13 protein-coding genes are annotated in these 11026 nt (G+C 72.8%); 12 read left to right on the forward strand and 1 reads right to left on the reverse strand.

The features are described from left to right. The first annotated feature begins 13 nt into the window (after window positions 1-13). A complete protein-coding gene (locus tag IE275_RS34830) occupies window positions 14-1264 on the forward strand; it encodes an MFS transporter (protein ID WP_189716640.1) in 1251 nt (416 codons plus the stop codon). A gap of 13 nt (window positions 1265-1277) precedes the next feature. Here the strand turns inward: IE275_RS34830 and IE275_RS34835 are convergent, their stop codons facing one another. Then, window positions 1278-1913 carry a TIGR03085 family metal-binding protein gene (locus IE275_RS34835; protein WP_189716641.1) on the reverse strand — a complete coding sequence of 212 codons (636 nt, stop codon included), beginning with the start codon at window positions 1911-1913 and terminating at the stop codon, window positions 1278-1280. 128 nt (window positions 1914-2041) lie between these two features. Between IE275_RS34835 and hisI the strand changes: the two genes are divergently transcribed. The 11 genes from hisI to lgt all read left to right on the forward strand — a co-directional run bounded on the left by hisI (window position 2042) and on the right by lgt (window position 11020). Beyond that, entirely contained in the window at window positions 2042-2434 is a 393-nt protein-coding gene (hisI, locus tag IE275_RS34840) for a phosphoribosyl-AMP cyclohydrolase (RefSeq protein WP_189716642.1), read from the forward strand. Between the two features lie 11 nt (window positions 2435-2445). Beyond that, window positions 2446-3939 carry an anthranilate synthase component I gene (locus IE275_RS34845; RefSeq protein ID WP_189716643.1) on the forward strand — a complete coding sequence of 498 codons (1494 nt, stop codon included), beginning with the start codon at window positions 2446-2448 and terminating at the stop codon, window positions 3937-3939. A gap of 52 nt (window positions 3940-3991) precedes the next feature. Beyond that, the gene (locus tag IE275_RS34850) at window positions 3992-4642 is read left to right on the forward strand and encodes a TIGR02234 family membrane protein (protein WP_189716644.1); all 651 of its coding nucleotides are present in this window, start codon (window positions 3992-3994) and stop codon (window positions 4640-4642) included. A gap of 197 nt (window positions 4643-4839) precedes the next feature. Then, entirely contained in the window at window positions 4840-5100 is a 261-nt protein-coding gene (locus tag IE275_RS34855; protein WP_189716645.1) for an HGxxPAAW family protein, read from the forward strand. Between the two features lie 87 nt (window positions 5101-5187). After that, window positions 5188-5622 carry a DUF2752 domain-containing protein gene (locus IE275_RS34860; RefSeq protein WP_189716646.1) on the forward strand — a complete coding sequence of 145 codons (435 nt, stop codon included), beginning with the start codon at window positions 5188-5190 and terminating at the stop codon, window positions 5620-5622. 151 nt (window positions 5623-5773) lie between these two features. Beyond that, entirely contained in the window at window positions 5774-6583 is an 810-nt protein-coding gene (trpC, locus tag IE275_RS34865; protein ID WP_189716647.1) for an indole-3-glycerol phosphate synthase TrpC, read from the forward strand. Between the two features lie 22 nt (window positions 6584-6605). Continuing rightward, a complete protein-coding gene (gene trpM, locus IE275_RS46255) occupies window positions 6606-6809 on the forward strand; it encodes a tryptophan biosynthesis modulator TrpM (RefSeq protein ID WP_229870908.1) in 204 nt (67 codons plus the stop codon). 66 nt (window positions 6810-6875) lie between these two features. Next, window positions 6876-8159: a tryptophan synthase subunit beta gene (gene trpB, locus IE275_RS34870; protein WP_189716648.1), complete on the forward strand. Its 1284-nt coding sequence runs from the start codon at window positions 6876-6878 to the stop codon at window positions 8157-8159. Beyond that, window positions 8156-8974 carry a tryptophan synthase subunit alpha gene (gene trpA / locus IE275_RS34875; protein ID WP_189716649.1) on the forward strand — a complete coding sequence of 273 codons (819 nt, stop codon included), beginning with the start codon at window positions 8156-8158 and terminating at the stop codon, window positions 8972-8974. The genes trpB and trpA overlap by 4 nt, the downstream gene beginning before the upstream one ends. 111 nt (window positions 8975-9085) lie before the next feature. Continuing rightward, entirely contained in the window at window positions 9086-9862 is a 777-nt protein-coding gene (locus IE275_RS34880; RefSeq protein WP_189716650.1) for a thioredoxin domain-containing protein, read from the forward strand. Between the two features lie 84 nt (window positions 9863-9946). Continuing rightward, window positions 9947-11020, forward strand: a complete 1074-nt coding sequence (gene lgt, locus IE275_RS34885; protein WP_189716651.1) for a prolipoprotein diacylglyceryl transferase — start codon at window positions 9947-9949, stop codon at window positions 11018-11020. Window positions 11021-11026: the final 6 nt, after the last annotated feature.

Below are 11026 nucleotides of genomic sequence, written 5' to 3' on the forward strand. Positions count from 1 at the left end.
AGGACCGCCTCCCGTGACCGCCACCCTCCTGGCCGAGGCCCCCGCCGAGGCGAGGCCCGCCCACCGCGACCCCAACGTCCTGCGCTGGCTCGCCGCCTACACCTCCTCGATGGTCGGCGACAGCGTCTACTACATCGCCCTGTCCTGGGCGGCCGTCCAATCGGGCACCCCCTCCCAGGCCGGCCTCGTCATGGCGGCCAGCGCCGTCCCCCGCGCCCTGCTGATGCTCGGCGGGGGAGTCGTGGCCGACCGGTTCGGGCCCCGCCGGGTCGTCATCGGCAGCGACGCGGTGCGCTGCGCGGCCGTGGCCGCGGTGGCGGCGCTGCTGTTCCTCACCCGTCCCGGTCTGTGGCCGCTGGCCCTGCTCGCCATGGTCTTCGGCGCCGTGGACGCCGTGTTCATGCCGGCCGTGGGCGCCCTCCCCGCACGGCTCACGAGCCGGGGCCAGCTCGCCCGCGTCCAGGGCATGCGCGGCCTCGGGATCCGGTTCGCGAGCGTCGTCGGCGGCCCGCTCGGCGGACTCGCGGTCGCGGTCGGCGGCGCGGAAGCCGCCTTCGCCGTCGCCGGGCTGCTCATCGCCCTGTCGCTGCCGCTGCTGGTCGGCGTGCGGGTGCGGGAACTGCCGCCGGACGACACCCCCGGCAGCCGGGGGACGACCGCCCGGGCCGACCTGATGGACGGGCTGCGCTACATCCGCCGCCACCGGGTGCTCGCCCCGCTGATGTGCGCCATCGCCCTCGGCGACCTCGGCTTCGTCGGACCGCTGAACGTGGGCCTGACCCTGCTCGCCGACGAACGCGGCTGGGGCGCCGCCGGGATGGGCTGGGTGCTCGCCGGGTTCGGGGTCGGCGCGGGCGTCGCCTCCCTGCTGCTGACCGTCCGCGGCCGGCTCCCGCACGCCGGGCGGGTCGCCGGCTGGGCGATCCTCGCCGGGTCGGTCGCGATCGGCGCCCTCGCGTACATGCCGACGATCGTCTTCGCGGTCGGCACGGCCCTGCTGATCGGTCTGCTCGCCGGGCTCAGCGGCGCGATGTGCGGGGCGCTGCTCCAGACCCAGTCCGACCCGGCCCGCCTGGGCCGTGTCACGGCGGTGTCCGGCCTGGTCAGCCTGGGTCTCACCCCGCTCAGCATGCCGCTGTCCGCCGCCGCGATCGGCGCCTGGGGCACCGGCCCGGTCTTCGTGGTCAGCGCCGTCGTCTGCGGGCTCGGCGGAGTCGTCGCCCTCGGCGTCCCCGCCCTGCGCCGCGCCGAACTGCCCCGCTGACGCCCGGGACCCCTCAGATCCCGAGCTGCTTGCCGTCGTGCAGCTTCTCGATGGCTTCCGCGTCGCCGTCCAGCTCCACCTGGGCGGCGCTCTGCCGGCCGTAGAGGAACAGCACCAGCTCCGACGCCTCACCGGTCACCGTCACCACCGGTGTGTCCCGGTTGGCGACGACCGTACGGCCGTCCGCGCGACGCAGCACCAGACCGGTCGGGGCGGAGCGGCCCATCAGCCGGGCACTGCGCTCCAGCCGGCTCCACAGGGCGTCCTGGAACACCGGGTCCAGCTCGCGCGGCGACCAGTCGCGCTGCGCCCGGCGCACGTCCTCCGTGTGGACGTAGAACTCGATGGTGTTCGACATCTCCTCGACCTGCTTCAGCGCGAACGGCGAGAACCGCGGCGGGCCGGTCCGGATCAGCTGGATCAGTTCCTCGTACGGCTTGGCGGCGAACTCCTCCATCACCCGGTCGAGCCGGGAGGCGAGCTGCTTGAGCAGAATGCCCCCGGCGGCGTCCGGACGGCGCTCGCGCACCACCACGTGCGCTGCCAGGTCCCGCGTCACCCATCCGGAGCACAGGGTCGGCGCCTCCGGACCGGCGGTCTCCAAGAGGTCGGCGAGCAGGAGTCGTTCACGCTTGGCGAAAGTCGACATGAAGTCAGCCTACGACCGAGTAACCGGTCCGCCCACCCGTCGCCCGGCCCACCCCCTCACCCGCCCGGCCCTTTCCACCCAGTGGACACCGGGCCGTCACTGTCCGTGGCGCGCGGCACAATGGCCCCATGACCAGCACGCCCCCTCCCAGCAGCCTGGACCCGGAGATCGCCGCGCGGCTCAAGCGCAGCGCCGACGGGCTCGTCCCCGCCATCGCCCAGCAGTACGACACCGGTGAGGTGCTCATGCTCGGCTGGATGGACGACGAGGCGCTGCACCGCACGCTCACCACCGGCCGCTGCACGTACTGGTCGCGCAGCCGCCAGGAGTACTGGGTCAAGGGCGACACCTCCGGCCACTTCCAGTGGGTCAGGTCCGTCGCCCTCGACTGCGACGCCGACACCCTGCTGGTCAAGGTCGACCAGGTCGGTGCCGCCTGCCACACCGGAGCCCGTACCTGCTTCGACGCCGATGTCCTGATCGAGAACGCCGATTCCGGCGTACCCGCCACGGATCAGTAAGGTCAGCCGCCATGGACCTCGAGACGTTCCGCAAGCTGGCCACCGACCGCCGGGTCATCCCGGTCACCCGCAAGCTGCTCGCCGACGGCGACACCCCGGTCGCGCTCTACCGCAAGCTCGCCGCCGAGCGGCCCGGCACCTTCCTCCTGGAGTCCGCGGAGAACGGCCGCTCGTGGTCCCGGTACTCCTTCGTCGGCGTCCGCTCCGCCGCCACCCTCACCGCACGCGACGGCCAGGCCCACTGGCTCGGCGCCCCGCCCGTCGGCGTCCCCGTCGACGGCGACCCGCTGGCCGCCCTGCGCGCCACCATCGAGGCCCTGCACACCCCCCACCAGGAGGGCATGCCGCCCTTCACCGGCGGCATGGTCGGCTACCTCGGCTACGACATCGTCCGCCGTCTGGAGAAGATCGGCCCCGGCGAGCGGGACGACCTGCGGCTGCCCGAGCTGACCATGCTCCTGACCAGCGACCTCGCCGTCATGGACCACTGGGAGGGCTCCGTCCTGCTGATCGCCAACGCGATCAACCACAACGACCTCGACACCGGGGTCGACGAGGCCTACACGGACGCCATGGCCCGGCTGGACGCCATGGAGGCCGACCTCTCCCGCCCGGTCGCCCAGCCGCCCGCCGTCCTGCCGCCCTCCGAACTGCCCGAGTACACCGCGCTGTGGGGCGGCCGGGAGTACCAGGTGGCCGTCGAGGACATCAAGGAGCGCATCCGCGCGGGCGAGGCCTTCCAGGTCGTCCCCTCGCAGCGCTTCGAGACGCCGTGCACGGCGAGCGCCCTGGACGTCTACCGGGTGCTGCGGGCCACCAACCCCTCGCCGTACATGTACCTGTTCCGGTTCCCCCACGGGGACGGAGAGGCGTTCGACGTCGTCGGTTCCTCCCCCGAGGCCCTGGTCAAGGTCGAGGACGGCCGGGCCATGGTCCACCCCATCGCCGGCACCCGGCACCGCGGCGCCACCCCGCAGGAGGACCAGGCCCTCGCCGACGAACTGCTCGCCGACCCCAAGGAGCGCGCCGAGCACCTCATGCTCGTCGACCTCGGCCGCAACGACCTGGGGCGGGTCTGCGAACCGGGTTCCGTCGAGGTCGTCGACTTCATGTCCATCGAGCGGTACTCCCACGTGATGCACATCGTCTCGACGGTCACCGGCAAGGTCGCGCCCGGCCGCACCGCCTTCGACGTCCTCACCGCCTGCTTCCCGGCCGGCACCCTCTCCGGCGCCCCCAAGCCCCGGGCCATGCAGATCATCGACGAACTGGAACCGTCCCGCCGCGGCCTGTACGGCGGCTGCGTCGGCTACCTCGACTTCGCGGGCGACTCCGACACCGCCATCGCCATCCGTACGGCCCTGCTGCGCGACGGCACCGCCTACGTCCAGGCCGGCGCGGGCGTCGTCGCCGACTCCGACCCGGTCGCCGAGGACCAGGAGTGCCGCAACAAGGCCGCCGCGGTGCTGCGCGCCGTCCATACGGCGAACCGGCTGGGGAAATAGGGCGCGTCTCACGTGAGCCCCGGGTGCCGGTTCGCCCGGGGTTCAGGCGATAGTGGACTACGTGACTGCTGTACCTCACCCCCGTTCCGAAGCCGCCGCCCCCACCCGGTCCGGCCGCCGGAGCCTCGCCCTCGCGCTGCTGTGCGGCGCGCTGGGCGCGGCCGTGGCCCTGCTGTCCACCAGACAGCGCTGGTCGGAGGGCATGGCGACGGTGGCCGGCGGCGCGTTCCCCCTCACCGCCCAGGGCAGTGACGTCACCGGCGTCCCCGCGGCACTCGCCATAGTGGGACTCGCCGCGCTCGTCGCCGTCTTCGCCGTGCGCCGGGCCGGCCGCCTCGCCGTCTCCGCCGTGCTCGCCCTGTCGGGCGCCGGTATCGCCGTCGCCGCCCTGCTCGGCGCCGGCGACACGTCCGCGCTCGACGAGCAGGCCGCCAAGGCCTCCGGCGACACCTCGGCCACCGTCGCCGCCTTCAGCCACACCGCGTGGCCGTACGCCGCGGTCGCCGGCGGCGCCCTGATCCTGCTGGCCGGCCTGCTCGCCCTGCGCTACGGCAGCGGCTGGCCCGCCATGTCCGGCCGCTACGAACGCGACGGCACCCCCCGCCCGCGGCGCGCGGCGCGGCCGGCCGACCCGGACCGGCCCGAGGAGATCTGGAAGGCCCTGGACCGCGGCGAGGACCCCACGGGCGCCGACCCGGTGTGAGCACAGGGTCGCGCGCCGTTCGCGCACGGCTCGCGCGCGCCTCTCGATGTGGTGAATCAGACGCCACCGGAGACCACCCCCGCGTCCCGTGGGCGCGCGCGTACGGGACAATGGACGACGAACGTCCGGCCAGGACAGGTACGAAACGCACCGCGCGTGACGGCTCGTACCCCACAGACAGCAATGAGGAGCAAGCAATGGCGGGCAGCAGCCACGGACACACCCCGGCCGCCTGGACCGGTGTCACCATCGCCTTCATCGGTTTCTGCGTCGCGGGCGCGTTCATGGTGATGGCCCAGCCCCTGGGCTTCTGGGCCGGCATGGTGATCGTGGCCGCGGGCGGTGTCGTCGGCGGCGCCATGCGCATGGCCGGCCTGGGCCAGCCGCGCGACACCCACCGGACGCCGAAGGTCGCGGCGGCCGCCGTGACCCGCGAGCCGGTCAGCGCCGAGGGCTGAGCGGACCTTCCGCGAGACAGTGCGTGAGGGGCGGCCGGTGCCACACCGGCCGCCCCTCACGCGCGCCGGGCACCCCCGCGGGGCACAATGCGAGGCGTGAACGCCGACAGCCAGCGGGTGACGACAACGGTCGCGGGACGGCTCGCCGTGCCCGCCGGGATCCTCACGGCCGTCGTCGGCGCCTTCGCCTACGTCGGGACCGTCGACCCCAACGAACCCGGCCACTACCCGGTCTGCCCCCTGCTGCGCGTCACGGGCCTGTACTGCCCCGGCTGCGGCGGACTGCGCAGCGCGTACGCCGTCGTGCACGGCGACCTCCTCACCGCCCTGCACGCCAACGCGATGGCCGTCGTCGGCTATCCGGTCTTCGCCGTGCTGTGGACCGTCTGGGTGGTCCGCGCGGCCCGCGGACGGCCCCTGCGGATCGACCTCTCACCCGTACGGCTGTGGACGCTGGGCGCGTTGCTGCTGGGCTTCACGGTGCTCCGCAACCTGCCGTTCGGCGGCTGGCTCCATCCCTGAACCGGGCCCGCGGACGTCCAGGTGGTGGGACCGCCGTCCACCGGATGTGAGGCCTTCGGCTTCCTCCGGATACCATCGCAGTGACCATCTTGTTCCGCCGGTCGCTGGAAACACTCAGCCGACTGCCAACCTCGGGAAGGGGGCCGCTCGCGTGAGTGTGCTCGACGAGATCATCGACGGAGTCCGTGCCGACCTCGCGGAGCGGCAGGCGCGCGTCAGCCTCGACGAGCTCAAGGAGCGCGCGGCGAAGGCTCCCGCGGCCAAGGACGGCGTGGCCGCCCTGCGCGGCGACGGCGTCAAGGTGATCTGCGAGGTCAAGCGGTCCAGCCCCTCCAAGGGCGCCCTGGCCGCGATCGCCGACCCGGCCGGCCTGGCCGCCGACTACGAGGCGGGCGGCGCCGCCGTCATCTCCGTCCTCACCGAACAGCGCCGCTTCGGCGGGTCCCTCGCCGACCTCGAGGCGGTCCGCGCCCGCGTGGACATCCCCGTGCTGCGCAAGGACTTCATCGTCACCTCGTACCAGCTGTGGGAGGCCCGCGCGTACGGCGCCGACCTCGCCCTGCTGATCGTCGCCGCCCTCGACCAGCCGGCCCTGGAGTCGCTGATCGAGCGCGCGGTCTCCATCGGTCTCACCCCGCTCGTCGAGGTCCACGACGAGGACGAGGTCGAGCGCGCGGTCGACGCCGGCGCGAAGGTGATCGGCGTCAACGCGCGCGACCTGAAGACCCTGAAGGTCGACCGCTCCACCTTCGAGCGGGTCGCCCCCGAGATCCCCGGCCACATCGTCAAGATCGCCGAGTCCGGCATCCGCGGCCCGCACGACCTCATCGCGTACGCCAACGCCGGCGCCGACGCCGTCCTGGTCGGCGAGTCCCTGGTCACCGGCCGCGACCCCAGGACGGCGGTCGCCGACCTGGTGGCGGCGGGCGAGCACCCCGCACTCCGCCACGGCCGGGGCTGATCTCCCGCTAGGCTGATCGACGATGACTCTCACCGTGACGACCGTGGACCGGTACGCCCGCCTGGCGCGCGGCTGCCGCCCGAGGGGCTGCCGAGCCCCGGCGAGGCGTGTCCACGGCCGCAGGGTGCGGTACGTCATCGGTGACGAACCCGGGCAGGTCAACGGGCGTCGATGGCAGGTTTCTCAGGGGCGCGGGGAACTGCGCGACCAGCCATGTACGGCCTGAGGCCGTAGGACGACCCCCGCCCCCACGGCGACAGGTTTTTCACCAAACTCACCGTGAGGTTTCCGCATGCCCAGCGAGTTCTTCATCCCCGACCCCGAGGGCCGGGTTCCCAGCGCCGAAGGCTACTTCGGCGACTTCGGCGGCAAGTTCATCCCGGAGGCCCTCGTCGCCGCCGTGGACGAGGTCGCCGTCGAGTACGACAAGGCCAAGCACGACCCCGAGTTCGCCCGTGAACTCGACGACCTGCTCGTCCACTACACCGGCCGCCCCAGCTCCCTCACCGAGGTGCCGAGGTTCGCCGAACACGCCGGTGGCGCCCGGGTGTTCCTCAAGCGCGAGGACCTCAACCACACCGGCTCCCACAAGATCAACAACGTGCTCGGGCAGGCCCTGCTGACCCGGCGCATGGGCAAGACCCGGGTCATCGCCGAGACCGGCGCCGGCCAGCACGGCGTCGCCACGGCCACCGCCTGCGCCCTCTTCGGCCTCGACTGCACCATCTACATGGGCGAGATCGACACCCAGCGCCAGGCCCTCAACGTCGCCCGGATGCGCATGCTCGGCGCCGAGGTCGTCGCCGTGAAGTCCGGCAGCCGCACGCTGAAGGACGCCATCAACGAGGCCTTCCGCGACTGGGTCGCCAACGTCGACCACACCCACTACCTCTTCGGCACGGTCGCCGGGCCCCACCCGTTCCCGGCCATGGTCCGCGACTTCCACCGGGTCATCGGTGTCGAGGCCCGCCGCCAGATCCTGGAGCGCGCCGGACGCCTGCCCGACGCGGCCGTGGCCTGCGTCGGCGGCGGCTCCAACGCCATCGGCCTCTTCCACGCCTTCATCCCGGACACCGGCGTACGCCTGATCGGCTGCGAGCCGGCCGGCCACGGCGTCGAGACCGGCGAGCACGCGGCCACCCTCACCGCGGGCGAGCCCGGCATCCTGCACGGTTCGCGCTCCTACATCCTCCAGGACGACGAAGGCCAGATCACCGAGCCGTACTCCATCTCGGCCGGTCTGGACTACCCGGGCATCGGCCCCGAGCACTCCTACCTCAAGGACAGCGGCCGTGGCGAGTACCGCGCGGTCACCGACGACCAGGCCATGCAGGCACTGCGCCTGCTGTCCCGCACCGAGGGCATCATCCCGGCCATCGAGTCCGCGCACGCCCTCGCCGGAGCCCTGGAGGTCGGCCGGGAGCTGGGCAAGGACGGGCTGATCATCGTGAACCTGTCCGGCCGCGGCGACAAGGACATGGACACGGCCGCCCGCTACTTCAGCCTGTACGACACCGACGCCGAGGTCGCCGCCAACGCGGCGGACACCGCCGAGATCGAGGGGGACGCGAAGTGAGCGGGAACATCCGGCTGCTGTCCGACACCCTCGCCGCCGCCAAGGCCGAGAACAGGGCCGCGCTGATCGCCTATCTGCCGGCCGGGTTCCCGACCGTCGACGGCGGCATCGAGGCGATCAAGGCCGTCCTCGACGGCGGCGCCGACATCGTCGAGGTGGGCCTGCCGCACAGCGACCCCGTCCTCGACGGCCCGGTCATCCAGACCGCCGACGACATCGCGCTGCGCGGCGGGGTGCGGATCGCCGACGTCATGCGCACGGTCCGCGAGGCGCACGCGGCCACCGGGAAGCCGGTGCTCGTCATGACGTACTGGAACCCGATCGACCGCTACGGCGTCGAGCGGTTCACCGCCGAGCTGGCCGAGGCGGGCGGCGCGGGCTGCATCCTGCCCGACCTGCCCGTGCAGGAGTCGGCGCTGTGGAGGGAGCACGCCGAGAAGCACGGCCTCGCGACGGTCTTCGTCGTGGCGCCGAGCAGCAAGGACGAGCGGCTCGCGCAGATCACCGCGGCGGGCAGCGGCTTCGTCTACGCCGCCTCGCTGATGGGTGTCACCGGCACCCGTGAGTCGGTCGGCGCGCAGGCCCAGGAGCTGGTCGAACGCACCCGGGCCAGCGGCACCGACCTGCCGGTCTGCGTCGGCCTCGGGGTCTCCAACACCGAGCAGGCGGCCGAGGTCGCCGGCTTCGCGGACGGCGTGATCGTCGGTTCGGCCTTCGTCAAGCGCATGCTGGACGCGCCGGACGACGCGGCCGGTGTCGAGGCGGTCCGGGAACTGGCGGGCGACCTCGCCAAGGGCGTGCGCCGAACGGCGTAACACCTCGTGCGCCGAGAGGCGTGACAGGGCGGGACATCTCCCGGGATCACCCGTACGGGTGGACCTGGGACCGGGGAGGCGCAATGCGCCTCCCCGGTTCGTTCTGGGGGTGTGAGCGAGAAGAATCGTGACGGAAAGCGCAATGCCCGGGAGCGGCTGGCGGCGGAGCGCGAGAAGCAGAAGGCCGCGGAGCGGCGGCGGCGCACGCTGATCGTCGGCGCGAGCGTCGTCTGCGTCCTGGGGCTGGCCGCGGTGATCGGCATCGTCGCCGCCAACTCGGGCAAGGACGACGACAGCGCCGACGCGGGCCCGGTCGTCGCTCCCTCGGGGGCGAACGGCAAGGACGCCCTGGCGATCCCCGTGGGCGAGGAGAGCGCCAAGTCCACGCTCACGGTGTGGGAGGACTTCCGCTGCCCGGCCTGCAAGGCCTTCGAGGCGGCCTACCGCCCGACGATCCACGAGCTGACCGAGTCCGGAAAGCTCAAGGTCGACTACCACCTGGCGACCCTGATCGACGGCAACATGGGCGGCAGCGGCTCCCGTGCCGCGGCCAACGCGGCCGCCTGCGCCCAGGACGCCGGAAAGTTCACCGCGTACCACGACGTGCTCTTCGAGAACCAGCCCGAGGAGACCGACGACGCCTACGCCGAGAACAGCAAGCTGATCGAGCTGGCCGGCAAGGTCGACGGCCTCGACACCCCGGCGTTCCGCAAGTGTGTCGAGGACGGCACGCACGACAGCTGGGTCGTGAAGTCCAACCAGGCCTTCCAGGACGGCCGGTTCGGCGGCACCCCGACCGTCCTGTTCAACGGCAAGAACATCTACCAGGACCAGACGATGACACCGCAGAAGCTGAAGCAGATGGTGGAGGAGGCCGACCAAGGGTAAGGCGGTTTCTCACCCGCCTGTTATGGAGCCGTAGCCGGGCTGCCCGTCGTGCGCCCGGTCCGGCACGGTAGCGTCGACCCTGCCATGGAACTTGCCTACATTCCCAGCCCGTCGCGCGGGGTGCTGTACCTCGGACCCATTCCGCTGCGTGGCTACGCGTTCTGCATCATCATCGGCGTCTTCGTCGCGGTCTGGCTCGGCAACCGGCGCTGGATCGCCCGGGGCGGGCGGGCCGGGACGGTGGCCGACATCGCCGTCTGGGCGGTGCCGTTCGGCCTCGTCGGCGGCCGCCTCTACCACGTGATCACGGACTACGAGCTGTACTTCAGCGAGGGCCGTGACTGGGTGGACGCCTTCAAGGTCTGGGAGGGGGGCCTCGGCATCTGGGGCGCGATCGCGCTCGGCGCGCTGGGCGCGTGGATCGGCTGCCGCCGCCGCGGTATCCCGCTGCCCGCCTACGCCGACGCCGTCGCGCCCGGCATCGCGCTCGCCCAGGCGATCGGCCGCTGGGGCAACTGGTTCAACCAGGAGCTGTACGGCAAGCCGACCGACCTGCCCTGGGCCCTGCACATCACGTCCTCCACGGACGGCCGGGTGCCCGGGTACTACCAGCCGACGTTCCTCTACGAGTCGCTGTGGTGCGTCGGTGTCGCCCTGCTCGTCATCTGGGCCGACCGCCGCTTCAAGCTCGGGCACGGGCGGGCGTTCGCGCTGTACGTCGCCGCGTACTGCGCCGGGCGCGGCTGGATCGAGTACATGCGGATCGACGACGCCCACCACGTCCTGGGTCTCCGGCTGAACGTCTGGACCGCGATCGCGGTGTTCGTGCTCGCGGTGACGTACATCGTGGTGTCGGCGATCAAGCGGCCGGGCCGCGAGGAGATCGTGGAGCCGGGCGCCGACGGCGAGGCCGCCGCCGACGGCGGGAGTGCCTCCGAGAGCGAGACCGACGCCGCGTCCACGGAGCCGGCGGAGGCGAAGACGGACACCGAGGCCGACGCCGAGGCCGGTGCGAAGGCCGAGGCCGAGCCGGACGCCGAGGCCGGTGCGAAGCCCGATGTCGAGGCCGACGCGAAGGCCGACGCCAAGGATGCGGTCGAGGCCGACGGTGAGGACGCGGTCAAGGACGAGGCGGAGTCGGCGGGCAAGAAGAGCTGACCCGCG

Origin of the sequence: Streptomyces phaeofaciens, assembly GCF_014648915.1 — a bacterium.
Classification (GTDB): Bacteria; Actinomycetota; Actinomycetes; order Streptomycetales; family Streptomycetaceae; genus Streptomyces; species Streptomyces phaeofaciens.